This is a genomic window from Streptomyces sp. ERV7, assembly GCF_001653515.1.
Lineage (GTDB): Bacteria > Actinomycetota > Actinomycetes > Streptomycetales > Streptomycetaceae > Streptomyces.
Window position 1 is genome coordinate 491,532 of record NZ_LYOY01000001.1, and the last position, 23,937, is coordinate 515,468.

The following is a 23,937-nucleotide window of genomic DNA, read 5'->3' on the forward strand; positions in this document are numbered from 1 at the left end:
CGCGCGCGCCCCGGTGCGATGCTGGAGTCCCTGGTGGGATCCTCCTGCGGGAAGGGAGCACCCTTCGTGCTGCGCATCGCCGTCGTCGGTTCCGGGCCGAGCGGGGTCTACACCGCCCAGTCCCTGGTCACCCAGAGCACGGTCCCGGGGCTGCGGGTCGACGTCCTGGACCGGCTGCCCTGCCCGTACGGACTGGTGCGCTACGGGGTGGCGCCCGACCACGAGAAGATCAAGTCGCTCCAGAACAACCTGCGGACCGTCCTGGAGGACGAGCGGATCAACTTCCTCGGCCATGTCGAGATCGGCCCCGGGGGCATGTCGCCGGAGCGGCTGCTGCGGCTCTACCACGCGGTGGTGTACTGCGTGGGCGCGTCCGCCGACCGCCGGCTGGGCATTCCCGGCGAGGACCTGCCGGGCAGCTGCTCGGCCACCGACTTCGTCGCCTGGTACAGCGCCCACCCCGACGCCTCGGCGGGCGGCTTCTCGCTCGACTGGCTCACCGCCCGCTCGGCCGTCGTCATCGGCGCGGGCAACGTGGCGGTCGACGTGGCCCGCATCCTGTCGCGCGGCGCCGACGAGCTGCGCCCCACCGACGTGCCGCACGCGGCACTGGGGGCGCTGGCGGCGAGCCGGGTGCGCGAGGTGCACATGGTCGCCCGGCGCGGCCCCTCGCAGGCGAAGTTCACCACGAAGGAGCTGCGCGAGCTGGGCTCGCTGCCGGGTGCCGAGGCCGTTGCGTACGCCGCCGAACTGGCCCTGGACCCGGCCTGCTCGGACCCCTCCGCGCTGCCCGCCGCTTCGTAGAGCGCGGTGTACAACTGCGGATCCGGCAGCGTCACCGTTTTCGCGAGCCCCGTGTACGTGGCCCGGTGGAGCTCGGCGCTGCGGTCGCGGGTCGCCCAGAGCTCCGCCAGGGGCGGCGCCCCGTTCTTCGAGGACGGCGTCCAGCCAGTCCCGTGTGGACTCGATGCGGAACAGTGTCCCGGAGAAGTCGAACAGCACACCCTTGATCGCCATGGCCGCGATCCTTGGTGCCGTCTCGGTGCTCGGGGTGGGGTTCACCCGCGTCTGTCTCGGCGTCCACTGGCTCTCGGACGTGGTCGGCGGCTGGCTGATCGGCGCGGCCCTGGTGGCAGTGTCGGCGGCGGCGTACGGGAAATGGGGCGCGAACCGGCCGCAACCCGCCGACGGGGCTTGAACCGGCCAGGGGCGGCGGGGAAGGATCGCGGCCATGGCGATCAAGGGTGTGCTGTTCGACTTCTCCGGGACACTGTTCCGCATCGAGTCCACACGGGACTGGCTGGACGCCGTCCTCGAAGAACGGGGCATCACGCTCCCCGAGGAGCAACTCACCAAGTACACCGATGAGTTGACACGGGCGGGAGCGCAGCCCGGCGGCCTTGACCCCTCACCCGTACCGCCGCCCCTGGCGGAGCTCTGGGCGACCCGCGACCGCAGCGCCGAGCTCCACCGGGCCACGTACACGGGGCTCGCGAAAACGGTGACGCTGCCGGATCCGCAGTTGTACACCGCGCTCTACGAACGGCACATGGCGCCGGCCGCCTGGCGCCCCTATCCGGACGCGCGCGCCGTCCTGAGCGGGCTGCGGGAGCGGGGCGCGCGCGTGGCGGTGGTGAGCAACATCGGCTGGGATCTGCGGCCGGTCTTCCGCGCCCACGGCCTGGACGGCCTGGTGGACGCGTACGTCCTGTCGTACGAGCACGGGGTGCAGAAGCCGGACGTCCGGCTGTTCCGGGCGGCCTGCGAGGCGATCGGGCGGGAGCCGGGCGAGGTGCTGATGGTGGGCGACGACCGCCGGGCGGACGGCGGCGCCGCGGCTCTGGGCTGCGCCGTCCACTTCGTGGACCATCTGCCGGTCGAGGAGCGGCCGGCCGGGCTGGGCCCCGTCCTGGCCGTCGTCGACCGGGACGAAGGGCAGGGCAGAACTGGGCCGCCCCTCCTGGGTGATCCCCCGCGTCACCCAGAAAGGGCAGCAAATCCGCAGGCCAGAACCCCCGCGAGGGGTTCCCGCATACGGTGACCTGAGTATATTGGCTCAGAGCCAGTCAACGCAGGAGTTACAGCATGTCCCCGCGCAGCGCATCGGTCAATGAAGAGTTGCGCCGACGTTCCCGTGAGCGGCTGCTCCAGGCGACAGTCGAGCTGGTTGCGGAGCGCGGCTACGAGGCGACCACCCTCGGCGACATCGCCGACCGGGCCGGTTCGGCACGCGGTCTGGTCTCGTACTACTTCCCCGGCAAGCGCCAGCTGCTCCAGTCGGCCGTCCACCGGGTCATGCACCTGGCCCTCCAGGCGGGCCTGGAGCAGGAGCCGCGCACCGACGACGGCCGGGAGCTGCTCGCCCGCGCCATCGACGCCATACTGGGCCTCACCAGGGTCCATCCCGTACTGATGCGCGCCCACATGGCCGGGATCCTGCAGGCCGAGGGGTTCGTGCAGTGCCCCGAGCAGCAGCGTCTGTCCTGGCTGCTGCGGGACACCATGGAGCGGTACGGCTCGACGGACGTGGACGCCGACTACCCGATGCTGCGCGCGCTCCTGATGGGCGCGGTCTTCGCGGCGCTGCTGCCCGGCGCCCCCATGGAGGTGCCCCGGCTGCGCGCCGAGCTGTTCCAGCGGTTCGGGCTCGACTGGGAGCTCGGCAACCCGCCGCCGCAGGGGAAACCCCTCCCCGTCCCCTGACGCCGCGCGCGCCCCGGTGCGATGCTGGAGTCCCTGGTGGGATCCTCCTGCGGGAAGGGAGCACCCTTCGTGCTGCGCATCGCCGTCGTCGGTTCCGGGCCGAGCGGGGTCTACACCGCCCAGTCCCTGGTCACCCAGAGCACGGTCCCGGGGCTGCGGGTCGACGTCCTGGACCGGCTGCCCTGCCCGTACGGACTGGTGCGCTACGGGGTGGCGCCCGACCACGAGAAGATCAAGTCGCTCCAGAACAACCTGCGGACCGTCCTGGAGGACGAGCGGATCAACTTCCTCGGCCATGTCGAGATCGGCCCCGGGGGCATGTCGCCGGAGCGGCTGCTGCGGCTCTACCACGCGGTGGTGTACTGCGTGGGCGCGTCCGCCGACCGCCGGCTGGGCATTCCCGGCGAGGACCTGCCGGGCAGCTGCTCGGCCACCGACTTCGTCGCCTGGTACAGCGCCCACCCCGACGCCTCGGCGGGCGGCTTCTCGCTCGACTGGCTCACCGCCCGCTCGGCCGTCGTCATCGGCGCGGGCAACGTGGCGGTCGACGTGGCCCGCATCCTGTCGCGCGGCGCCGACGAGCTGCGCCCCACCGACGTGCCGCACGCGGCACTGGGGGCGCTGGCGGCGAGCCGGGTGCGCGAGGTGCACATGGTCGCCCGGCGCGGCCCCTCGCAGGCGAAGTTCACCACGAAGGAGCTGCGCGAGCTGGGCTCGCTGCCGGGTGCCGAGGCCGTTGCGTACGCCGCCGAACTGGCCCTGGACCCGGCCTGCTCGGACCCCTCCGCGCTGCCCGCCGCCGTCCGCCGCAACGTCGAGGTACTGCGCGGCTGGGCCGCGGCGGACCGCGAGCCGCGCGGTGTGGAGCGCACGCTGCGGCTGCGGTTCTTCCTGCGCCCGGTGGAGATCCTGGAGCGGGACGGGCGGGTGGGCGGCGTCCGGTTCGAGCACACCGCCCCGGACGGGGCCGGGGGCGTACGGGGCACCGGCACGTACGAGGAGATCGAGGCGCAGTTGGTCCTGCGGGCGGTCGGCTATCTGGGCGTGCCGCTGGCGGGCCTGCCGTTCGACCCGGCGACGGGGACGGTCCCGCACGCGGCCGGACGCGTCCTGCGCGACGGCGCACCCTCCCCCGGCGAGTACGTGGCGGGCTGGATCAAGCGCGGCCCGACCGGCGTCATCGGCACCAACCGCCCGTGCGCCAAGGAGACGGTGACCTCGCTCCTGGAGGACGCGGAGGCCCTTGCGCGGCGGCCCGTGGACGGCGAACCCGTGGACGCCATGCGGGAGTCGGGGCTGCGGCCCGTGCAGTGGCGCGGCTGGCAGGACATCGAGCGGGCGGAGGCGGAGCTCGGGCGCTCGCTGGGCCGGGGCTCGGTGAAGATCGCCGACTGGGAGGGGCTGCTCTCGGCGGCGCTGGGCCCGCGCGAGGGCTGAGCCGGGCAGGGCGTACGCGCGCGAGGGCCGAGGCGGGGCAGGGCGTACGCGCGCGAAGGCCGAGCCGGGGCAGGGCATGCCCGGGGCACGAGGGCCGCGCGGGCGGGCGATGCCGGGGCCGAGCGGCGCTCAGCCGCCGAGGCGCGCCCCCTGGAGCGCCGCCGCTTCCAGGATGCGGTCGAACAGGCCGGGGAAGAGCTCCTCCAGGTCGGTGCGGCGCAGCCCGTTCATCTTGGCGGTGCCCCGGTAGGTCTGCTGGATGACGCCGCTCTCGCGCAGCACCCGGAAGTGGTGCGTGGTCGTGGACTTGGTGACGGGCAAGTCGAAGTACGAGCAGGAGAGTTCGCCGTCGGCGGTCGCCAGCTCGCGGACCACGCGCAGCCGGATGGGGTCGGAGAGCGCGTGCAGCACCGCCTCCAGACGGATCTCCTCGCGCGCCGGGTGGTCGAGTTCGCGCTTGCTCGTTGCTGTGGACACCTCCCCATTGTACGAGACTCATCGTAGTTTGACATCCCCCGTACTACGATGCGTATCGTACGAAGCGAACCCGGCGCCGCCCCGTGGCGCCGCGGCCGTTCTGAATGGAGTCTGCCGTGCCTGCTGCGAGTGCCCTGTTCGAGCCTTACACCCTGCGGTCGCTGACCATCCCGAACCGGATCTGGATGGCGCCGATGTGCCAGTACAGCGCCGAGGCGTTCGGCCCGGGCGCGGGCGTGGCGAACGACTGGCACCTCGCCCACTACGCGGCCCGGGCGGCAGGCGGCACGGGCCTGATCCTCGTCGAGGCGACCGGCGTCAGCCCCGAGGGCCGGATCTCCCCCGCGGACCTCGGCATCTGGAACGACACCCAGGTCGAGGCGTTCCGCCGGATCACCCGCCTCCTGGAGGAGCAGGGCACGGTGCCCGGAATCCAGATAGCCCACGCGGGGCGCAAGGCCTCGACCGACCGCCCCTGGCAGGGCGGCGCGCCGCTCGCCCCGGGAACCGAGGAGGGCTGGCAGCCGGTCGGACCGAGCCCGGTGGCGTTCGACCCCGACCACACCGTGCCGACCGAGCTGACCGTCGATCAGATCAAGGAGATCACCGGGCAGTTCGCCGACGCGGCCCGGCGTGCTCAGGACGCCGGGTTCAAGGTCGTCGAGATCCACGGCGCCCACGGCTATCTGATCGGCGAGTTCCTCTCCCCGCACTCCAACAAGCGCACGGACGCGTACGGCGGCTCGTTCGAGAACCGGGTGCGCCTCGCGCTCGAAGTCACCGACGCCGTAAGGGCGGTGTGGCCCGAGGAGCTGCCGCTGTTCTTCCGCGTCTCGGCCACCGACTGGCTGGAGGAGGGCGGCTGGAACGCCGATGACACCGTCCGCCTCGCGGCCCTGCTCAAGGAGCGCGGCGTGGATCTCCTCGACGTGTCGACCGGCGGAAACGCCGCGGGGGTGCGCATTCCCGTCGGCCCCGGCTACCAGGTCCCGTTCGCGGCCCGGGTGCGCGACGAGAGCGCCCTGCCCGTCGCCGCCGTCGGCCTGATCACCGAGCCGGCCCAGGCCGAGAAGATCCTCGCCAACGGGGAGGCGGACGCGGTCCTGCTCGGCCGCGAACTGCTGCGCAACCCGTCGTGGGCACGCCAGGCGGCCCGTGAGCTGGGCGCCGAGCCGCACATCCCGAAGCAGTACCTGCGCGCGCGCTGAAGCCCCCGGAAGGCCCCTGGCCGGTCCTCCCTCAGCTGATCCCGAAGGGCTCGGTCACCCCGGTGAACGGGCCCTTCGCCGTGTCCCCGTGGTAGGCGAGGCGGTAACGGCCGCCGGGGCCGCCCGGTCGGCGAAGGCGAAGGCGCGGGCGCGCCGGCGGGTGTGGATGCCCGCGGTGCGCTGGTCGGCCTTGCCGTAGCCGAGCATGCCGCACTCGGCTGCCTCGCCGGTGATGTCGGCGATGCCCCGCCCGGCGAGGAACCCCGTGTCCGTCCCGCCCCCGGTCTCCGTGTCCCGCCCGGCCCCGGACCCCGTGGCGCGCTCGGTCGTGGTCGCTCCGCTCTCGTACGGGTGAATACGGCCGGGGCGGCGTCCCGGACGGGCTCGCGAGGTCGGCCCACGCCCTTTGACCTGCGCGGACACCGTCTGCGGGGGCCGCTGTCAGTGGTCGGGTGCAGACTGGCCACTATCCGGGACAACGGCGTTTTGGAGGGGTCGCGATGACTGACGTACTGCTCACTGTGGGGACGCGCAAGGGACTGTTCATCGGCCGCAGACACGGCGGCGAGTGGCGGTTCGGCGGTCCGCACTTCAATGCCCAGGCGGTCTACTCGATCGCGATCGACACCCGGCGCGCGGTCCCCCGACTGCTCGTCGGCGGCGACAGCGCGCACTGGGGACCCTCCGTCTTCCGCTCGGACGACCTGGGCGCGACCTGGGTGGAGCCACCCCAACCGGCGGTGAAGTTCCCGGAGTTCACGGGGAGGTCGCTGGAGCGAGTATGGCAGCTGCACCCGGCGGGCCCGGAGGCGCCCGACGTGGTCTACGCGGGCACGGAACCGGCCGCGCTGTTCCGCTCCGAGGACGGCGGCGAGAGCTTCGCGCTGGTGCGCCCGCTGTGGGAGCACCCGACGCGGTCGCAGTGGGTGCCGGGCGGCGGCGGTGAGGGCCTGCACACCATCGTCACCGACCCCCGCGACGCCCGGGCGGTGACCGTCGCGGTGTCCACGGCCGGGGTCTTCCGCACCCGGGACGGCGGCGAGAGCTGGGCGCCCGCCAACAAGGGCGTCTCGGCGGTCTTCCTGCCCGACCAGCACCCCGAGTTCGGCCAGTGCGTGCACAAGATCGCGCAGGACGCGGCGGACCCGGACCGGCTGTTCCTGCAGAACCACTGGGGGGTCTACCGCAGCGACGACGGCGGCGGGCGGTGGCAGGACATCGGCGAGGGCCTGCCGTCCACCTTCGGGTTCGCCGCCGCGACCCACCCCCGCCGCCCCGACACGGCGTACGTCTTCCCGATCACGGCCGACTCGGACCGGGTCCCGGCCGAGAACAAGTGCCGGGTCTTCCGCACCGAGGACGGGGGCCGCACCTGGGAGCCGCTGTCGGCCGGACTCCCCTCCCAGGCGCACTACGGGACGGTGCTGCGCGACGCCCTGTGCACCGACGACGCCGACCCGGCGGGCGTGTACTTCGGAAACCGCAACGGCGAGGTGTACGCGAGCGCGGACGACGGCGACACCTGGGGGCTGCTCACCTCGCACCTGCCGGATGTGCTCTGCGTCCGGGCGGCGGTGATCCGCCAGTAGAGTGACGGCCGTGGCAGCACGACCGTTGAAAGAGATCGTCGAGCCCGGGTGGGCGGACGCTCTGGAGCCCGTGGCCGGAAGGGTCGCCTCGATGGGCGACTTCCTCCGCCAGGAGATCACCCAGGGGCGCACCTACCTCCCGGCCGGACAGCATGTGCTGCGGGCCTTCCAGCAGCCGTTCCAGGACGTACGGGTCCTGATCGTGGGCCAGGACCCCTATCCGACGCCGGGGCACGCCGTGGGGCTCTCCTTCTCGGTCGCCCCCGAGGTGCGTCCGCTGCCGGGCAGCCTGGAGAACATCTTCCGCGAGATGCACACCGACCTGGGGCTGCCCAGGCCCTCCAACGGGGACCTGACGCCCTGGACGCAGCAGGGCGTCCTGCTCCTGAACAGGGCGCTGACCACGGCGCCCCGCAAGCCCGCCGCACACCGCGGCAAGGGCTGGGAGGAGGTGACCGAGCAGGCCATCCGCGCGCTGGTCGCGCGCGGGACCCCGCTGGTCTCGGTGCTGTGGGGACGCGACGCCCGCAATCTGCGCCCGCTGCTCGGCGAGCTCCCGGCGATCGAGTCCGCGCACCCCTCGCCGATGTCGGCGGACCGGGGCTTCTTCGGGTCGCGGCCGTTCAGCCGCGCCAATGACCTCCTGGTGCGGCAGGGCGCGCAGCCGGTCGACTGGCGCCTGCCGTGACCGTCGGCGCCGACGCCTGGGTGCTCGGGGTCGACTCGGGCGGGTCCGGGGTGCGCTTCGCCCTCCGCCGGGCCGAAGAGGGCGCCCCGGCCGAGGTGTTGGCGTCCGACGAGCCGGTGCGGACGGGTCGCGCCGGGATCGACGCCGGGCAGCTCCTCGGCCAACTGGTGCCCGCCGCGATGGAGTTGCTGGACCGCACCGGTGCGGACCGGGTGGCGGCGGTGGCCGTGGGCGCCGCCGGGATGGCCTCGCTCGGCGACGACCTGCGCGCCAAGCTGCCCCCGGCGCTCTTCGGCGCGCTCGGGGTGCGGCGCCTCGCGCTGGCCGCCGACGCGGTGACGGCGTACGCGGGAGCGCTCGGCCAGCGGCCCGGCGCGGTGGTCGCCGCAGGCACCGGAATGATCGCGCTGGGCACGGATCTGACGCGGTGGCGGCGGGCCGACGGCTGGGGCCATCTGCTCGGCGACTGCGGCGGCGGCGCCTGGATCGGCCGCGCGGGCCTGGAGGCGGCGATGCGCGCCCACGACGGCCGGCGCGGCGGCTCGGCCGCGCTGCTCGATCGGGCCGAGGCGCTGTTCGGCCCGGTGGCGGAGCTGCCCGGGCTGCTGTATCCGCGCACCGACCGGCCCGCCGTGCTGGCCTCGTTCGCGCCCGAAGTGGGGCGCTGCGCCGCGTCCGACCCGGTCGCGGCGTCGATCCTGCGGGAGGCGGCGCGCGGTATCGCCGAGTCGGCGGCGGCCGTGTGCCCGGTCGGCGAGGGTGCGGGCGAAAGTGTGAGCGAATGCGAAGTGGCGCTCACCGGCGGCCTGTTCCACCTGGGCGATGCGCTGCTCGCGCCCGTACGGGAGGAGCTCGCGGCCCTCGCGCCGTATGCGCGCAGGGTGCCCGCGGCGGGAGATCCGCTCGCCGGAGCCCTGGTGATCGCCTCGGCGCTGGCCCGCGGGGAGCTGCGACTGCCGCACCATCCACGCATGTTGTGGGTCACGACAGAGCAGGACACTTGAGGGCAATGTCACTCACGGGATAAATCAGGACAGATACCGCTCACCTGCCCCCTACCCGAACAGCCGCGCCCGCAAAGCCAGTAGCATGCGGCGCCATGAGCTCCCCCACTGGGCCCGCATCCGGCCTGCCTGTACGAATGCCGCGACCCCGCCAGCCAGGGCGGCACCGCCGCCCGGAGCCGGCGGTCGCTCCCGAGGGCGCGCCCGCGCTCGTTCTCGCCGTTCCCGGTACCCCTTCCCCCGCCGTGCGCGCCCTGGCCGAGGAAGTCATCAGCATCGCGCGCTCCGAGCTGCCCGGCCTCGATGCCCGGATCGGCTACCTGGACGGCGCGGATGACGCCTCCATGGAGTTCCCCCCGCTGGACGCCGTGCTCGCGCACACCGCCGCCGAGCGCACCGCCCGCTACGAGCGGGCCCGTGCCGCCGGCCAGGACGTCGCCGCGCCCGACGGCCCCGTCGCCGTCGTCGTGCCGCTGCTCGCGGGTCCCGACAGCGCGCTGATCCGCCGGGTGCGCCAGGCCGTCATGGACAGCCGTGCCGCCGCCGAGCTGACCGATGTGCTCGGCCCGCACCCGCTGCTCGCCGAGGCCCTGCACGTGCGCCTCTCCGAGGCCGGTCTGGCCCGCGCCGACCGCGCCCGGCTGTTCACGGTCGCGACCGCCGCCGACGGCATCATCCTGGCGACGGTCGGCGGCGAGGAGGCCGTGCAGGCCGCCGGGATCACCGGCATGCTGCTGGCCGCCCGCCTCGCCGTGCCCGTGATGGCCGCCGCGCTCGACCAGGAGGGCTCGATCGCCGCCATGGCCGAGCAGCTGCGCGGCTCCGGCTCGGTGCAGCTCGCGGTCGCCCCGTATCTGATCGGCCCCGAGGTCGCGGACGGGCTGCTCGACGCCGCCACCAAGGAAGCAGGCTGCCCGGCGGCCGAGCCGCTGGGCGCCTACCCGGCGATCGGCAAGCTCGTACTGTCGCAGTACGCGGCCGCGCTGGGCATCACGCCGCAGCCGCAGGGCTCCCCGGTGCACTGACGCACCCGCTACTCGTACGCGTACACGTGACGCGAAAGGGCCCGCACCCGACGAGGGTGCGGGCCCTTCGCATGGGCACGGGGGGCGACGGGCGGCAGCTCAGCCGAAGACGACGCACGAGGCGGCAGGCGCGGGCACCGAGCCGGCCAGGCGCGGGATGCCGCTCTCCTCGTAGAGGTCGAACCAGCTGACGTCGCCGGAGCGCTCGTTGGCGGCGTAGAGGCGGCGGCCCGAGGGGCCGAGGGTCAGATGGCGCGGCCAGCGCCCGCCGCAGTCCACGGTGGCCACCAGGGCCGCGTGCCCGCCGTCCGGGTCGAGCGCGAGCGTCGCGATGGAGTCGTGGCCCCGGTTGGCGACCCACAGGAACCGTCCGTCGCGCGCCACCACGACCTCGGAGGGGAACGTCTCGGTCGTCACCCCCTCGTGGACCACCCGGGTCTCCTCCAGGGGCTCCAGGGTGCCTTCAGCGGCGTTCCAGCGGCAGACGACGAGCGTGGGCTCCAGCTCGTTCAGGACGTACGCGTGACGGCCGTCGGGGTGGAAGGCCAGATGGCGGGGGCCGGTGCCGGGGCGCAGCGCGGTCTCGCCGTGCAGGCGCAGGGCGCCGGTCGACGCGTCGAGGGCGCAGACGCGCACGGAGTCGGTGCCGAGGTCGACACTGAGCAGCCAGCGCCCGCTCGGGTCGGGCAGCACCTGATGGGCGTGCGGGCCGCTCTGCCGCTTGGGGTCCGGCCCCGAGCCGTGGTGCTTCAGGACGTACGAGGCGGGGCCCAGGTGCCCGTCGGGGAGCACCGGGAGCGTGGTGACGCTGCCCGAGGTGTAGTTGGCGGTCACCAGGTGGCCGGCGGCGAGCGCGAGGTGGGTCGGGGCGGCGCCGTCCACCGGCACCGGCTCGCCGAGCAGGACCGGGGTGTCGCCGGTGACGTCGAAGGCGGCGGCCGTGCCGGGCTCGCTCTCGCCCACCGCGTACAGCACGGTGGCGTCGGCCGACAGGGTCAGGAACGAGGGGTTCGGGAGGGTGGCGGTGGCGCCGAGCGGGGTGAGCGCGCCCGTCGCCGCGTCCACGGCGGCGACGGTGACGCCCCGCCCGCCCGCCGTGGTGAACGACCCGATGAATGCCCGCCCGGCGCTGCTCTCGGCCACCGTGCTACCCCTCTCCGCGCGACTGTGCGCACGGGGCTGGGCCCGGCGCCGACTGCGGCGACCGTAGCAGGCGGTCTAGACCAACTGGCGGGCAACGCTCCCGAGGCGGGGGTCAGGCCGTGAGGGCCGGTGCGCGCGGCGAGGTGCGCAGGGGCGTGGCCAGAGCGGCGAGGGCGTGCTCCAGGGCGTGCAGATGACGCAGGGCTGCCTCGGCGGCGGGATGGTGGTGCTCGGCGGCCACGGCCGAGGCCGGTGCCGCCGTCGCCGCACCCGCGCGCGCCGCCGGAGTGACCAGTGCCTCGACCGCCGCCTCGACCCGGCGGCACGCGGCCGTCAGCCGGGCGTCGTGGGAGGCGGCCGGGTCGGCGGCGACGGCGGCCAGACCGCGTACCTCGCGGGCGCAGTCGTCGAGCAGCGCGGTGATCTGCCGGGCGCGCGAGCGGCGGCCCTTCAGCGGGCTGAGCGGGTGGACCAGCGGCGCGAGCGCGAGACGGACGCGGCCGAGCAGCAGTTCCAGCTCGGCGGCGTGCGGCGCGGGGTCCGCGCCCTCGTCCCCGGCGAGCCGTCGGGTGGCCGCGCTGGTGCAGCCGCGTACGCAGTGCAGCGCGCGCTGGATCCAGGCGTCGGTCGCCGCGTGCGTGGTCACCGGCAGGACCAGCGCGACGGCCGCGGCGGCGCCGAGGGCACCGACGGCGGTCTCCTCGAAGCGCAGGAGCAGCAGCCCGGGGTGGAGCACGCCGAGCAGCCCGTAGAGCAGGCCGGCCATGACGGTGACGAAGAACATCATCCAGCTGTACGACGGCGCGGCCGTGTAGAAGATCCCGAAGACGCAGACCGCGACCAGTGCGGCCGTCGGCGCGGGCGCGCCGTGGAGCGGCAGGGCGACCAGCAGACCGGCGGCGATGCCCGCGACCGTGCCGAGCGGCCCGACGCCCTCGGGGGAGGGGTAGAGGACCACGCCGAAGCCGTGTTCGGCGGCGACCCGGGCGGCGCCGGTGTAGACGCGGGCGAAGAACTCGTTGGTCAGGGCGGGGACGACCAGCAGGGCGGTGCGGGTGCGGCCGAGGCGGAGGCTGCGGGCGGCGAGGTTGGGCCGGTAGCCGAGCTCGCGGGCGGCCTCGCGCACCAGGCCCGCCGTCCGCTCGGACACCCGGCCGCGCCACTTGTCGCCGAGGACGAGGGAGACGGTGGCCTGGGAGACCCCGGCCGCGCGGGCGACGTCCCGGCTGGTCGGCTGGGTCTTCACGGGGTCCTCCGGGTGGGGTGGGGCGCCTGGGTGTCCTTGCTCCGGGGTGGACCCGGGGGTTGTCGACATGGTACGTATGACGTCGGACGTTATACGTAAAACTCATCCAACCGAGGGGCGACATGGCGGCGGGATATCTGGAGATCCTCCGGACGCGGCACGCCGCGCGACTGCTGGTGGGGACGCTGACCGGGCGGCTGCCGAACGCCACGGCGGCCATCGCCGTGGTCCTGTTCGTCCGCGCCGAGGGCGGCAGCTACTCGCTGGCGGGCGCGCTCACCGCGGTGTACGGCCTGGCCACCGCCGCCGGTCAGCCGCTGCTCGGCCGGTCCGTGGACCTGTACGGGCAGCCCCGGGTGATGCTGCCGGCGTCGGTGGCCAGCGCGCTGGGGATGGCCGTCCTCGCGTTCAGCGGCCTCGACCCGGTCGCGGTGGCGTACACGGCGATGGTGGTGGCCGGGTTCTGCACCCCGCCGCTGGAGGGCGGGCTGCGGGCGCTGTGGCCCAGCGTCCTGACCCGCCAGGACCAGGTGCACACCGCGTACGCGATGGACGCGATAGCCCAGGAAGTGATGTTCACGGTCGGACCGCTCCTGGTCACCCTCGGTATCGCCCTGTGGTCGCCCGCCACCGCGCTGGTCGCCATCAACGTGCTCGGGGTGCTCGGCGCGCTCTCGGTGGTCCTCTCGCGCCCCTCGCGCGCGTGGCGCTCGGCGCCGCGCGAGGCGCACTGGCTGGGCGCCCTGCGCTCCACCGGGCTGCTCGCGCTCCTCGGAGCCTTCTTCTTCGTCGGCCTGGCGCTGGGCGCGATCATCGTGGCGGCCTCCGCCTACGCGGACGACCACGGCAGAGACGCGATCTACGGCTGGCTGATGGCGGCGAACGGCCTGGGGGCGCTGCTCGGCGGTCTGGTGTACGGGGCGCGCCAGTGGGCCGGAGCTCCCGAGAAAAGGCTGGTTTCGCTCGTCGCGCTGCTCGCCGTGGGCTATCTGCCGCTGATGCTCGTCCCCGGTGTCGTCCCCATGGCCGGGCTCGCCGTGGTGTCCGGGCTCTTCCTCGCGCCGTGCATCGCCTGCGCGTTCATCGTGGTCGACCGGCACGCCCCGCGCGGCACCGTGACCGAGGCTTTCTCCTGGCTGGTGACCGCGTTCGGCGTCGGCACCGCGCTCGGCACGGCCGTCGCAGGTCCCGCCGTCGAACTCGGCGGCAGCGCGGCCGGCTTCGCCGTCGCGGGCGGGGGCGGGGCGGCCGCACTGGTGGTGCTGCTCGCCACCCGAGGGGTCCTCGCAGCTCCCGGGCGTACGGAAAGCGTCGTGGGAGTTGACCAAAATGATCCAACCCGTGCCGTCGAACCCGGTTTCAGCTGAGGGCAACGGGCGTAATGTTCAGTCATGGACCGCCGCATTTTCGGGCTGGAGAACGAGTACGGCGTCACGTGCACGTTCAGGGGACAGCGCCGACTGTCACCTGACGAAGTGGCGCGCTACCTCTTCCGCCGTGTTGTGTCATGGGGCCGCAGCAGCAATGTCTTCCTGCGGAACGGCGCCCGCCTCTACCTCGACGTGGGTTCGCATCCGGAATACGCAACTCCCGAATGCGACAACGTGACCGAGCTGGTCACCCACGACAAGGCCGGCGAGCGCATTCTCGAAGGCCTGCTCGTCGACGCCGAACGCCGCCTGCACGAGGAGGGAATCGCGGGCGACGTCTACCTCTTCAAGAACAACACCGATTCCGCGGGAAACTCCTACGGGTGCCACGAGAACTATCTCGTCGCCCGGCACGGCGAGTTCTCCCGGCTGGCGGACATCCTCATCCCCTTCCTGGTCACCCGTCAGCTCCTGTGCGGGGCGGGCAAGGTCCTCCAGACTCCGCGCGGCGCGGTCTACTGCGTCAGCCAGCGCGCCGAGCACATCTGGGAGGGCGTCAGCTCCGCGACGACCCGCTCGCGCCCGATCATCAACACCAGGGACGAGCCGCACGCCGACGCCGAGCGCTACCGGCGGCTGCACGTGATCGTCGGCGACTCCAACATGTCCGAGACGACCATGCTGCTCAAGGTCGGTGCCACCGACCTGGTGCTGCGCATGATCGAGGCGGGCACGGTGATGCGCGACCTGACGCTGGAGAACCCGATCCGGGCGATCCGCGAGGTCTCGCACGACATCACGGGCCAGCGCAAGGTGCGCCTGGCCAGCGGTCGTGAGGCGTCGGCGCTGGAGGTCCAGCGGGAGTACTACGAGAAGGCCGTGGACTTCGTGGAGCGCCGGGGCATCCGCACCGGCACCGTCGACCAGGTCCTGGAGCTGTGGGGCCGCACGCTCGACGCGATCGAGGCCGAGGACCTGGACCGGATCGGCACCGAGATCGACTGGGTCATGAAGTACCGGCTGATCGAGCGGTACCGGGCGAAGAACAACATGACCATGTCGCATCCGCGGGTCGCGCAGATAGACCTGGCGTACCACGACATCCACCGCCAGCGGGGGCTGTACTACCTGCTGGAGCGCAAGGGCCAGGCGGCGCGGATCTGCAACGACCTGAAGATCTTCGAGGGCAAGTCGGTGCCCCCGCAGACCACTCGGGCGCGGCTGCGCGGCGACTTCATCCGCCGGGCGCAGGAGCAGCGGCGGGACTTCACCGTCGACTGGGTGCACCTCAAGCTCAACGACCAGGCACAGCGCACCGTGCTGTGCAAGGACCCGTTCCGTTCCGTGGACGACCGGGTGGAGAAGCTGATCGCCGGTATGTGACCGGATCATGAGACCGGCGACGTGAACACGGGCCCCGTACGTTCCTCGTACGGGGCCCGTAGTACGCCTTAGAGTGGCGGCAAACTACCGTGCCGTCTGAGATCTGAGGAACACGTGCGCCGACTTGCCGGCCTGCTCGCCGTCCCGCTGCTGCTGGTTGCCACAGCCGCCTGCGGAAGCGACGACAAGGGCTCCGACTCCCCCTCCGACTCCGCCTCGATGAAGAACGGCCTGCCCGCCATCACCGCGGGCGCCAAGTTCGGGGAGAAGCCGACCCTCGCCAAGGGCGAGGGCACCCCGCCCAAGGCCCTGAAGGTGAACGTCATCAGCGAGGGCAAGGGCGCGGCGCTCAAGAAGAACGACGCCGTGTCCGTGAACTACCTCGGTCAGGCCTGGGACTCGGACAAGCCGTTCGACAACAGCTTCGACCGCAAGGAGCCGTTCACGCTGACCCTCGGCGCCGGCCAGGTCATCAAGGGCTGGGACCAGGGCCTGGAGGGCCAGAAGGTCGGCAGCCGCGTCGAGCTGGGCATCCCGCCGGAGCTGGGCTACGGCGCGCAGGGCCAGGGCGACAGCATCAAGCCCAACGCCACCCTGGTCTTCGTCGTGGACATCGTGAAGGCGACCACCATCCCGGCCTCCGCCAAGGGCAAGGAGGTCGCGCAGGACGACAAGGACCTGCCGAAGGTGGGCACCAACACCGACGGCAAGGCGCCGACGCTGACCATCCCCAAGACCGACGCGCCCAAGAAGCTGGTCTCCGACTACGTGCTGGAGGGCGACGGCGACGTGGTGAAGGACACGGACACCGTGGTCCTGGCGTACGAGGCCTTCCTGTGGAAGGACAGCAAGAAGTTCGACAGCACCTACGACCAGGGCAAGACGCAGACCTTCGCGCTGCCCAACCTGACCCTCAAGGGCCTCAAGGCCGGACTGGTCGGCAAGAAGGTGGGCAGCCGCATCATGGTGGTCATCCCGCCGGACCAGGGCCTGGGCGACAAGGAGCAGTCGGGTATCCCGGCCAACTCGACCATGGTCTTCTCGATCGACATCCTGTCCAAGATGTGACGGTGAAGATGTAAGACTGTCCGGGTTGCCCTGCACGTATTCAAGAGGAGCAGTTCAGTGAGCATCGAGAAGCCCGAGATCGACTTCCCCGAGGGCGAGCCGCCGGCGGACCTGGAGATCAAGGAGATCTGGGAGGGCGACGGCAACGTCGCCAAGGCGGGCGACTTCGTGAAGGTCCACTACGTGGGCGTCGCCTTCTCCACCGGTGAGGAGTTCGACTCCTCCTGGAGCCGCGGCAACCCGCTGGAGTTCAAGCTCGGTGTCGGCCAGGTCATCCAGGGCTGGGACAAGGGCGTCCAGGGCATGAAGGTCGGCGGCCGTCGCCAGCTGACCATCCCCGCGCACCTCGCCTACGGCGACCGTGGCGCCGGTGGCCGGATCGCGCCGGGCGAGACGCTTATCTTCGTCTGCGACCTGGTCGCTGTCTGATCACACCCGATCACACCGAGGGCCCGTGCCGTCCGGCATGGGCCCTCGGCTTTTGCCACGAGAGCCGGGGGCGGTACGGTCAACGGTCGGGAGCAGCAGGATTCGAGGAGAGGCGAAGGGCGTCGATGGCGATTGCCAAGGCCGAGCGGCTGATGAACCTGGCGCTGTGTCTGCTGGGGACGCGCCGTCCGCTCAGCAAGCGCGAACTGCGCGGTTCCATCGAGGCGTATGTCGAGGCCGCTGGGCCGGAAGGAAGCGCGGCGGGCTCGGACGACGCCTTCAACCGGATGTTCGAGCGCGACAAGGATGATCTGCGCGAACTCGGCCTGGTCATCGAGACGGTGGAGAACCTCGACGGCGACACCGGCTATCTGGCCCGCCGCGACTCCAACCGGCTGCCGCCCGTCCAGCTGGACGCCGAGGAGGCCGCGGCGCTCGGGCTCGCCGCCCGGGTCTGGCAGCAGGCCCGGCTCGCGGGCGCGGCCAGCGGCGCACTGCAGAAGCTGCGCGCCGCCGGAATGCCGGAGGCGGACAACCCGTACGAGCACAGCGCGATCGAGCCGCGCATCCCGGTGCACGAGGCCGCTTTCGAGCCATTGATGCTGGCGTGCCGCGACCGCCGCCCGGTCGTCTTCGAGTACCGCAAGGCCACCGCGGCCCGCCCCGGCACCCGCCATGTCGAGCCGTGGACCCTGGAGTGCTGGCGCGGCCACTGGTATCTGGCGGGCTGGGACCGTGACCGGGGCGCCGAGCGGGTCTTCCGGCTCTCCCGGATCACCGGCAAGGTGCGCTCGCGGGCCGGCGCGTTCACCGCGCCGGTGCCCGATGTGGTCACCGTGCGCGAGACCGTGGAGAGCTGGGCGGGGGAGACCGCCACCCGCTCCGCGCGGATCAGGCTGCGCGCCGGCGCCGGCTATCCGCTGCGCTCACGTGCCACCTCGACGCGGGAACTCGGCGACGGGTGGGACGAGTTGGAGATTCCGTACGGGCACGGGCTCGACGCCTGGCTCGTGGAGTTCGGCCCCGATGTGGTCGTGCTGGAGCCCGCGGATCTGCGGGCCGACGTGGTGGACCGGCTGCGCGCCGTGGCCAAGGGCTGAGGGGACCGGACGACCATGGCTGCCAACGCCATCGACCAGACGCGGCGGATGCTCTCCCTCGTCACCTATCTGCGCGAGCGGCCCGGGGCGCACGTCGCCGACGTGGCCCGCGCCTTCGGGATCACCGAGGACGAGCTGATCTCGGACCTCGACGTGCTGCCCATGTGCGGGACCAGCTTCCGCGGCGGCGACCTGCTCGACATCGACACCGACGGCGACCGCATCTGGTGGCGCAATCCGAACGCGCTGGGCGCCGAGGCGGCCGAGCCGCTGCGGATCGCCGCCGACGAGGCGACCGCGCTGCTCGTCGCGGCCCGCGCGGTGGCGACGCTGCCGGGGCTGCGCGAGGGCGACCGCCAGGCGCTGCTGCGCGCCACCGCCAAGCTGGAGGCGGCGGCAGGGGAGGCCGCGGGCGCCAGCTCCCGGCTCTCGGTGACCTTCGAGTCGGAGGGCGGGGTCTTCGCCGACGTCGACCGGGCGATCTCGGAGCGGCGGCGGCTGTGGGTGCGTTACTACTCGCCCGCGCGCGACGAGCTCACCGAGCGCGAGGTCGACCCGATCCGGCTCTTCGCCGTCGGTCATACGTATATGGAGGCGTGGTGCCGCCTCTCCGAGGCGCGCCGCACCTTCCGCCTCGACCGGGTGGCCGAAATCCGGCTGCTCGACGAGCCGGCCGCACCGCCCGAGCTGGAGCTGAGGGACCTCTCGGAGGGACTGGTGCAGCCCGCCGCCGAGGACCCGGAGGTGATCGTCGAGGTGGGGCCCGGCGGGCGCTGGGTCGCCGAGTACTACCCGCACGACAGCGCCGAGGAGCTGGCGGACGGCGGTCTGCGGATCACCCTGCGCACCCCGGAGCCGGCCTCGCTGCGGCGCCTCGCGCTGCGCCTCGGCCGCGACGGCCGGATCGTCGCCCCCGACGAACTGGCCGAAAGTGCCCGCAGTGCTGCGCTGGCGGCGCTCGCTGCGTACGAAGAGCAGAGCGCGCACGACGGACAGAGCTGAGGAGATATGCGGAATATGTCGGTGATGCCCGGTATTTCTCGTCAGGTGGCCGCAGTCCAGTCGGTGCTCTTCAAAGCCGCCTGCCCGGACTGCCGTGCCCGCTTCGAGCTGGCCGCCGGGGCGCTGCGGCTGGCCATCGGCGCCAGCCGCCGCACCACCTTCTACTCCTTCACCTGCCCCGAGTGCGGCTCCGCCGTACGCAAGCCGGCCGGTGAGCGCATCGTCGAACTCCTCACCGGCGGAGGGGTCCGCACCCTCCGCCTCCACTCCAGCGTCTAGGGTCCGCTCATGTTCTGGCCGATGACCGCCATCGCCCTCGGGTTCCTCGGAATCGCCGTCCTCGGTGTCCTCGCGATCAAGGTGTTCGTCGAGGCCCAGCGGCTCGGCCGCCAAGTGGCCGATACCACACGGAAGATCAACAGCGCCGCCGAGGAGCTCGAACGCGCCGCAGTTGAACTCTCGGCCACGGGAGAGACCTTGCGGTGACGGTGGGGACTCCTGTGTGTCCGTCCCTTTAGGTACGCTTCAGAGCACGGACCACGGAGCGAGGCAGTGGGCCGTGTTCGGGACGACGCACGGGGATTGCCCAGCGTTCACCCCTGCGCGTTACGATCGCTGCACGCAACCGGTCGGACACCAGTCCGACCGGGACCCGCAGCCCCACCCACGTCGCCTCGGTGAGAAGGTAAAAGCTTATGTTCGGAAGGCTCGGCGCCCCCGAGATCATTCTCATCCTCGTCGTCATCGTCCTGCTGTTCGGTGCGAAGAAGCTTCCGGACATGGCGCGCTCGCTCGGCAAGTCCGCGCGGATCCTCAAGAGCGAGGCGAAGGCCATGAAGTCCGACGGCCAGCAGACCGCCCCCGCCGACCCGCCGCAGCCGGGCGAGCAGCCGCCGGCGCAGCGCACCATCCAGTCGGCCCCCGGCGACGTCAGCAGCTCGCGTCCCGTCACCGAGCCGACCGACTCCACCCGCTGACACCTGGGCCGAAGCAGGCGCTGATCACCAAGGTGCCCTGCCGCACGAGATGAGGACGTGGGTTGCTGAAGTCTGCCCGCAATGAGCAGAAGGACCCGGAGGGGCGGATGCCCCTCTCGGACCATCTCCGTGAGCTGCGCAACCGGCTCGCCAAGTCGGTCCTCGCGATCCTTGTCTGCGCCGTGGTGGCGGCGTTCTACTACAAGGACATCGTCGACCTGGTCATCAAGCCGATCAGGGAGTCGGTCGGCTGCCCGGACGGCTTCGAGACGCTGGCCCAGAAGGACAGCAAGGACCACTGCGGCAACGTCACGATGTCCGGCCTCATGTCGCCGTTCACGTTGATGATCAAGACGTCCCTGGTGGCGGGCGTCGTGGGGGCCAGCCCGGTCTGGCTCTACCAGCTCTGGGCGTTCGTCGCCCCGGGCCTGCACAAGAACGAGAAGAAGTACTCGCTGGGCTTCGTCGCGGCGGGCTTCCCGCTCTTCGTGGCCGGCGGCTGGTTCTCGTACCATGTCCTGCCCGCCGCGGCGAAGGTGCTGCTCGAATTCACCCCCGACGGCGCGCTGAACCTGCTTCCGCTGAACGAGCTCATCGACCTCGTACTGCGGATGATCGTGGTCTTCGGCCTCTCCTTCGAGCTGCCGCTCCTTCTGATCATGCTGAACTTCGGCGGGGTGCTCACCGGCCGCCGGATGCTCGGCTGGTGGCGCGGCATGATCATGGGTGTCACCGTTTTCTCGGCCTTCGCGACGCCGACGGTCGACCCGATGTCGATGCTGCTGCTCGCCGGCCCCATCGTGGTGCTGTACTTCATCGCCGTCGGCATCTCGATGCTCAACGACAAGCGCCGCCGCGAGCGCGCGGCCTCCGGTCCCGGCGACGACGAGGCCTCCGACCTCGACCTCACGCCGCAGGACCTCGGGGAGATCGAGCCGGTGACGACCCCGGCCCTGCCCGAGCAGTCCGACGGCGGCCGCACCGGCAGCCGGGTCAACGGCTACGACGACATCACCTGATCCCACGCCGTGAAGCGGCCGGGGCGCGCACGGCGCGCACCCGGCCGCTTCCGCGTTCCCGGGCCCCTTTGCGGCGAGGACCCGTACCGATAAAGATCGCGACCTCTGTCAGAGGCGGCGGGTAGGCTCGAAGACAAGATGACAGAGGACCTCTCACCAGCCGAAGCGTACGCAGCTGCCCGGCTCCGCGCCGCCGAGCAGGCCACCGCGCTCGCACCCTTCCGCGACCTGTACGACTTCGATCTGGACCCCTTCCAGATCGAGGCGTGCAAGGCACTCGAGGCCGGCAAGGGCGTGCTCGTCGCCGCCCCGACCGGCTCCGGCAAGACCATCGTCGGCGAGTTCGCCGTGCACCTGGCCCTCCGGCAGGGCCGCAAGTGCTTCTACACGACGCCGATCAAGGCGCTCTCCAACCAGAAGTACGCCGACCTGGTCAGACGCTACGGCGCGGACAAGGTCGGCCTGCTCACCGGTGACAACAGCGTCAACTCCGAGGCGCCGGTGGTCGTGATGACCACCGAGGTGCTCCGCAACATGCTCTACGCGGGCTCCCAGTCGCTGATCGGCCTGGGCCACGTGGTCATGGACGAGGTGCACTACCTCTCCGACCGCTTCCGGGGCGCCGTCTGGGAAGAGGTGATCATCCACCTGCCCGAGTCGGTGACGCTGGTGTCACTGTCGGCGACCGTCTCGAACGCGGAGGAGTTCGGCGACTGGCTGGACACCGTGCGCGGCGACACCGAGGTGATCGTCTCCGAGGACCGCCCGGTCCCGCTCTGGCAGCATGTGCTGGCCGGCCGGCGGATGTACGACCTCTTCGAGGAGTCCACCGACCACGGCGGCCGCGGCGGCGCCCGGCGCGAGGTCAACCCGGACCTGCTGCGCATGGCCCGGATGGAGAACCAGAAGACGTACAACCCGCGCGAGCGCAGACGCGGCAAGATGGTCCGCGAGGCCGACCGCGAGCGCGAGCGCCGCCAGCGCTCCCGGATCTGGACGCCGGGCCGCCCCGAGGTCATCGAACGGCTCGACGCCGAGGGCCTGTTGCCCGCCATCACCTTCATCTTCAGCCGGGCCGGCTGCGAGGCCGCCGTCCAGCAGTGCATGTACGCGGGCCTGCGCCTCAACGACGAGGACGGGCGCCAGAAGGTGCGCGAGATCGTCGAGGAGCGCACTGCCTCCATCCCCGGCGAGGACCTGCACGTCCTGGGGTACTACGAGTGGCTGGAGGGCCTGGAGCGGGGCATCGCGGCCCACCACGCGGGCATGCTGCCGACCTTCAAGGAGGTCGTGGAGGAGCTGTTCGTAAGAGGCCTCGTCAAGGCCGTGTTCGCCACCGAGACGCTCGCCCTGGGCATCAACATGCCCGCCAGGACGGTCATCCTGGAGAAGCTGGTGAAGTGGAACGGCGAACAGCACGCCGACATCACCCCCGGTGAGTACACCCAGCTGACCGGCCGCGCCGGGCGCCGCGGCATCGACGTCGAGGGCCACGCCGTCGTGCTCTGGCAGCGCGGCATGGACCCGGGCGCGCTCGCGGGCCTCGCCGGTACGCGTACGTATCCGCTGCGCTCCAGCTTCAAGCCGTCGTACAACATGGCGGTGAACCTGGTCGAGCAGTTCGGCCGGCACCGCTCACGCGAGCTCCTGGAGACGTCCTTCGCGCAGTTCCAGGCGGACAAGTCCGTCGTCGGCATCTCCCGCCAGGTGCAGCGCAACGAGGAGGGCCTGGAGGGCTACCAGGAGGGCATGAGCTGCCACCTGGGGGACTTCGAGGAGTACGCGCGGCTGCGCCGCGCCCTCAAGGACCGCGAGACCGAGCTCGCCAAGCAGGGCGCCGGCCAGCGGCGGGCCGCCGCGGCCGCCTCGCTGGAGAAGCTCAAGCCCGGCGATGTGATCCATGTGCCGACCGGCAAGTTCGCCGGGCTGGCGCTGGTGCTCGACCCGGGCATCCCGGCCGGGCGCTCCAACGGCCACCGCGGCTTCGACCAGCACGACGGGCCGCGCCCGCTGGTGCTGACCGCCGAGCGGCAGGTCAAGCGGCTGGCCGCGATCGACTTCCCGGTGCCGGTGGAGGCGATCGAGCGGATGAGGGTCCCCAAGTCCTTCAACGCGCGCTCGCCGCAGTCCCGTCGTGACCTCGCCTCCGCGCTGCGCACCAAGGCGGGCCACATCGTGCCCGAACGGCACCGCAGGGGCCGCGCCGAGGCCGCCGACGACCGCGAGATCGCCCGGCTGCGCGGCGAGCTGCGCGCCCACCCGTGCCACGGCTGCGACGAGCGCGAGGACCACGCCCGCTGGGCCGAGCGCTACTACCGGCTCAAGCGGGACACCCAGCAGCTGGAGCACCGTATCGAAGGGCGGACGAACACCATCGCCCGCACCTTCGACCGGATCGTGGCGCTCCTGACCGAGCTGGACTATCTGCGCGACGACGAGGTCACCGAGCACGGCCGCCGCCTCGCCCGGCTCTACGGCGAGCTGGACCTGCTCGCCAGCGAGTGCCTGCGCGCGGGCGTCTGGGAGGGCCTCAGCCCGGCCGAACTGGCCGCGTGTGTCTCGGCGTTGGTGTTCGAGGCCCGCCAGGCCGACGACGCGGTGGCGCCCAAGCTGCCCTCGGGCGCGGCCAAGGCGGCGCTCGGCGAGATGGTCCGCATCTGGGGCCGCCTCGACGCGCTGGAGGAGGACCACAAGATCAACCAGGCGGAGGGCGTCGGCCAGCGCGAGCCCGACCTCGGCTTCGCCTGGGCGGCCTTCCAGTGGGCATCGGGCCAGGGCCTGGACGAGGTCCTGCGCGAGGCGGAGATGCCCGCGGGCGACTTCGTCCGCTGGTGCAAGCAGGTCATCGACGTACTCGGCCAGATCGCGGCGGCGGCCCCCGGCTCCGCCGCCGGCAGCACGGTCACCAAGAACGCCCGCAAGGCGGTGGAGGCGCTGCTGAGGGGTGTGGTGGCGTACAGCTCGGTGGGCTGAGCGTCCCTCTGTGGGGTTCGTCTGCGGGCCGTCTGTGGCTGGTCGCGCGGTTCCCGCGCCCCTGGGTACCCAGGGGCGCGGGAACCGCGCGAGCAA

Annotated in this window: 22 protein-coding genes and 5 pseudogenes; 21 read left to right on the plus strand and 6 right to left on the minus strand. The window is 72.5% G+C overall.

What is annotated here, in order from left to right; genetic code table 11:
• Positions 1-66: 66 nt before the first annotated feature.
• A pseudogene (locus tag A8W25_RS02165) lies at positions 67-798 on the plus strand (FAD-dependent oxidoreductase); the annotation flags it as partial.
• Here A8W25_RS02165 and A8W25_RS34650 read toward each other — a convergent pair.
• A pseudogene (locus A8W25_RS34650) lies at positions 798-1,017 on the minus strand (hydrolase); the annotation flags it as partial. The pseudogenes A8W25_RS02165 and A8W25_RS34650 overlap by 1 nt on opposite strands.
• Here A8W25_RS34650 and A8W25_RS02170 point away from each other — a divergent pair.
• The 4 genes and pseudogenes from A8W25_RS02170 (at position 1,016) to A8W25_RS02185 (ending at position 4,140) form a co-directional block, all read left to right on the plus strand.
• The gene (locus A8W25_RS02170; RefSeq protein WP_324616176.1) at positions 1,016-1,198 is read left to right on the plus strand and encodes a phosphatase PAP2 family protein; all 183 of its coding nucleotides are present in this window, start codon (positions 1,016-1,018) and stop codon (positions 1,196-1,198) included. The pseudogene A8W25_RS34650 and the gene A8W25_RS02170 sit on opposite strands and share 2 nt — an antisense overlap.
• 33 nt (positions 1,199-1,231) lie before the next feature.
• Positions 1,232-1,921 (plus strand): annotated as a pseudogene (locus A8W25_RS02175) (HAD family hydrolase); the annotation flags it as partial.
• Between the two features lie 164 nt (positions 1,922-2,085).
• Positions 2,086-2,703, plus strand: a complete 618-nt coding sequence (locus A8W25_RS02180; protein WP_067154828.1) for a TetR/AcrR family transcriptional regulator — start codon at positions 2,086-2,088, stop codon at positions 2,701-2,703.
• Between the two features lie 69 nt (positions 2,704-2,772).
• The gene (locus A8W25_RS02185) at positions 2,773-4,140 is read left to right on the plus strand and encodes an FAD-dependent oxidoreductase (protein WP_067156607.1); all 1,368 of its coding nucleotides are present in this window, start codon (positions 2,773-2,775) and stop codon (positions 4,138-4,140) included.
• A 129-nt stretch (positions 4,141-4,269) separates the two neighbouring features.
• Here the strand turns inward: A8W25_RS02185 and A8W25_RS02190 are convergent, their stop codons facing one another.
• Positions 4,270-4,617 carry an ArsR/SmtB family transcription factor gene (locus tag A8W25_RS02190; protein ID WP_067154835.1) on the minus strand — a complete coding sequence of 116 codons (348 nt, stop codon included), beginning with the start codon at positions 4,615-4,617 and terminating at the stop codon, positions 4,270-4,272.
• Between the two features lie 104 nt (positions 4,618-4,721).
• Here A8W25_RS02190 and A8W25_RS02195 point away from each other — a divergent pair, with 104 nt between their 5' ends.
• Positions 4,722-5,825 carry an NADH:flavin oxidoreductase/NADH oxidase gene (locus tag A8W25_RS02195; RefSeq protein WP_067154838.1) on the plus strand — a complete coding sequence of 368 codons (1,104 nt, stop codon included), beginning with the start codon at positions 4,722-4,724 and terminating at the stop codon, positions 5,823-5,825.
• Between the two features lie 54 nt (positions 5,826-5,879).
• Here A8W25_RS02195 and A8W25_RS35660 read toward each other — a convergent pair whose 3' ends face one another.
• Positions 5,880-6,248 carry a neutral/alkaline non-lysosomal ceramidase N-terminal domain-containing protein gene (locus A8W25_RS35660; protein WP_067154842.1) on the minus strand — a complete coding sequence of 123 codons (369 nt, stop codon included), beginning with the start codon at positions 6,246-6,248 and terminating at the stop codon, positions 5,880-5,882.
• A 77-nt stretch (positions 6,249-6,325) separates the two neighbouring features.
• Here A8W25_RS35660 and A8W25_RS02205 point away from each other — a divergent pair, with 77 nt between their 5' ends.
• The 4 genes from A8W25_RS02205 to A8W25_RS02220 all read left to right on the plus strand — a co-directional run bounded on the left by A8W25_RS02205 (position 6,326) and on the right by A8W25_RS02220 (position 10,131).
• Positions 6,326-7,414 carry a WD40/YVTN/BNR-like repeat-containing protein gene (locus A8W25_RS02205; RefSeq protein ID WP_067154845.1) on the plus strand — a complete coding sequence of 363 codons (1,089 nt, stop codon included), beginning with the start codon at positions 6,326-6,328 and terminating at the stop codon, positions 7,412-7,414.
• A gap of 10 nt (positions 7,415-7,424) precedes the next feature.
• The gene (locus A8W25_RS02210) at positions 7,425-8,102 is read left to right on the plus strand and encodes a uracil-DNA glycosylase (RefSeq protein WP_067156612.1); all 678 of its coding nucleotides are present in this window, start codon (positions 7,425-7,427) and stop codon (positions 8,100-8,102) included.
• Positions 8,099-9,106 carry an N-acetylglucosamine kinase gene (locus tag A8W25_RS02215; protein ID WP_234386112.1) on the plus strand — a complete coding sequence of 336 codons (1,008 nt, stop codon included), beginning with the start codon at positions 8,099-8,101 and terminating at the stop codon, positions 9,104-9,106. The genes A8W25_RS02210 and A8W25_RS02215 overlap by 4 nt, the downstream gene beginning before the upstream one ends.
• 95 nt (positions 9,107-9,201) lie before the next feature.
• Positions 9,202-10,131: a sirohydrochlorin chelatase gene (locus tag A8W25_RS02220; RefSeq protein ID WP_079125758.1), complete on the plus strand. Its 930-nt coding sequence runs from the start codon at positions 9,202-9,204 to the stop codon at positions 10,129-10,131.
• Between the two features lie 99 nt (positions 10,132-10,230).
• On the opposite strand, the gene A8W25_RS02225 is transcribed toward A8W25_RS02220, so the two are convergent.
• The 3 genes and pseudogenes from A8W25_RS02225 to A8W25_RS34660 all read right to left on the minus strand — a co-directional run.
• Positions 10,231-11,274: a lactonase family protein gene (locus A8W25_RS02225; RefSeq protein ID WP_067154855.1), complete on the minus strand. Its 1,044-nt coding sequence runs from the start codon at positions 11,272-11,274 to the stop codon at positions 10,231-10,233.
• Between the two features lie 112 nt (positions 11,275-11,386).
• A pseudogene (locus A8W25_RS02230) lies at positions 11,387-12,196 on the minus strand (FUSC family protein); the annotation flags it as partial.
• 177 nt (positions 12,197-12,373) lie between these two features.
• Positions 12,374-12,589, minus strand: a pseudogene (locus tag A8W25_RS34660) (LacI family DNA-binding transcriptional regulator); the annotation flags it as partial.
• Positions 12,590-12,642: 53 nt separating this feature from the next.
• Here A8W25_RS34660 and A8W25_RS02235 point away from each other — a divergent pair.
• The 11 genes from A8W25_RS02235 (at position 12,643) to A8W25_RS02285 (ending at position 23,841) form a co-directional block, all read left to right on the plus strand.
• Entirely contained in the window at positions 12,643-13,887 is a 1,245-nt protein-coding gene (locus A8W25_RS02235; protein ID WP_067154858.1) for an MFS transporter, read from the plus strand.
• 24 nt (positions 13,888-13,911) lie between these two features.
• The gene (gene pafA, locus A8W25_RS02240; protein WP_067154861.1) at positions 13,912-15,273 is read left to right on the plus strand and encodes a Pup--protein ligase; all 1,362 of its coding nucleotides are present in this window, start codon (positions 13,912-13,914) and stop codon (positions 15,271-15,273) included.
• Between the two features lie 114 nt (positions 15,274-15,387).
• Entirely contained in the window at positions 15,388-16,341 is a 954-nt protein-coding gene (locus A8W25_RS02245) for an FKBP-type peptidyl-prolyl cis-trans isomerase (RefSeq protein ID WP_067154864.1), read from the plus strand.
• A 57-nt stretch (positions 16,342-16,398) separates the two neighbouring features.
• Positions 16,399-16,770 (plus strand): FKBP-type peptidyl-prolyl cis-trans isomerase, encoded by a 372-nt coding sequence (locus A8W25_RS02250; protein ID WP_067154867.1) that lies wholly within the window; start codon positions 16,399-16,401, stop codon positions 16,768-16,770.
• A 125-nt stretch (positions 16,771-16,895) separates the two neighbouring features.
• Positions 16,896-17,870 (plus strand): helix-turn-helix transcriptional regulator, encoded by a 975-nt coding sequence (locus A8W25_RS02255; RefSeq protein WP_067154870.1) that lies wholly within the window; start codon positions 16,896-16,898, stop codon positions 17,868-17,870.
• Between the two features lie 15 nt (positions 17,871-17,885).
• A complete protein-coding gene (locus A8W25_RS02260; RefSeq protein ID WP_067154874.1) occupies positions 17,886-18,872 on the plus strand; it encodes a helix-turn-helix transcriptional regulator in 987 nt (328 codons plus the stop codon).
• 6 nt (positions 18,873-18,878) lie between these two features.
• Positions 18,879-19,151 carry a hypothetical protein gene (locus A8W25_RS02265; protein ID WP_067154877.1) on the plus strand — a complete coding sequence of 91 codons (273 nt, stop codon included), beginning with the start codon at positions 18,879-18,881 and terminating at the stop codon, positions 19,149-19,151.
• A gap of 9 nt (positions 19,152-19,160) precedes the next feature.
• Positions 19,161-19,358 (plus strand): hypothetical protein, encoded by a 198-nt coding sequence (locus tag A8W25_RS02270; protein WP_067154879.1) that lies wholly within the window; start codon positions 19,161-19,163, stop codon positions 19,356-19,358.
• Between the two features lie 209 nt (positions 19,359-19,567).
• On the plus strand, positions 19,568-19,849 hold the full coding sequence (gene tatA, locus A8W25_RS02275; protein ID WP_067154882.1) for a Sec-independent protein translocase subunit TatA: 282 nt from the start codon (positions 19,568-19,570) through the stop codon (positions 19,847-19,849).
• Between the two features lie 62 nt (positions 19,850-19,911).
• Entirely contained in the window at positions 19,912-20,868 is a 957-nt protein-coding gene (gene tatC / locus A8W25_RS02280) for a twin-arginine translocase subunit TatC (protein ID WP_079125760.1), read from the plus strand.
• A gap of 138 nt (positions 20,869-21,006) precedes the next feature.
• Positions 21,007-23,841, plus strand: a complete 2,835-nt coding sequence (locus A8W25_RS02285; RefSeq protein ID WP_067154888.1) for a DEAD/DEAH box helicase — start codon at positions 21,007-21,009, stop codon at positions 23,839-23,841.
• The last annotated feature ends 96 nt before the right edge of the window (positions 23,842-23,937 follow it).

Excerpts from the sequence above, each read along its gene's own strand:
- A8W25_RS02170 (WP_324616176.1), top strand. The coding sequence starts at position 1,016 with ATGGCCGCGATCCTTGGTGCCGTCTCGGTGCTCGGGGTGGGGTTCACC.
- A8W25_RS02180 (WP_067154828.1), top strand. The coding sequence starts at position 2,086 with ATGTCCCCGCGCAGCGCATCGGTCAATGAAGAGTTGCGCCGACGTTCC.
- A8W25_RS02195 (WP_067154838.1), top strand. The coding sequence starts at position 4,722 with ATGGAGTCTGCCGTGCCTGCTGCGAGTGCCCTGTTCGAGCCTTACACC.
- A8W25_RS02205 (WP_067154845.1), top strand. The coding sequence starts at position 6,326 with ATGACTGACGTACTGCTCACTGTGGGGACGCGCAAGGGACTGTTCATC.
- A8W25_RS02220 (WP_079125758.1), top strand. The coding sequence starts at position 9,202 with ATGAGCTCCCCCACTGGGCCCGCATCCGGCCTGCCTGTACGAATGCCG.
- A8W25_RS02235 (WP_067154858.1), top strand. The coding sequence starts at position 12,643 with ATGGCGGCGGGATATCTGGAGATCCTCCGGACGCGGCACGCCGCGCGA.
- pafA (WP_067154861.1), top strand. The coding sequence starts at position 13,912 with ATGGACCGCCGCATTTTCGGGCTGGAGAACGAGTACGGCGTCACGTGC.
- A8W25_RS02255 (WP_067154870.1), top strand. The coding sequence starts at position 16,896 with ATGGCGATTGCCAAGGCCGAGCGGCTGATGAACCTGGCGCTGTGTCTG.
- A8W25_RS02260 (WP_067154874.1), top strand. The coding sequence starts at position 17,886 with ATGGCTGCCAACGCCATCGACCAGACGCGGCGGATGCTCTCCCTCGTC.
- A8W25_RS02265 (WP_067154877.1), top strand. The coding sequence starts at position 18,879 with ATGCGGAATATGTCGGTGATGCCCGGTATTTCTCGTCAGGTGGCCGCA.
- A8W25_RS02270 (WP_067154879.1), top strand. The coding sequence starts at position 19,161 with ATGTTCTGGCCGATGACCGCCATCGCCCTCGGGTTCCTCGGAATCGCC.
- tatA (WP_067154882.1), top strand. The coding sequence starts at position 19,568 with ATGTTCGGAAGGCTCGGCGCCCCCGAGATCATTCTCATCCTCGTCGTC.
- A8W25_RS02285 (WP_067154888.1), top strand. The coding sequence starts at position 21,007 with ATGACAGAGGACCTCTCACCAGCCGAAGCGTACGCAGCTGCCCGGCTC.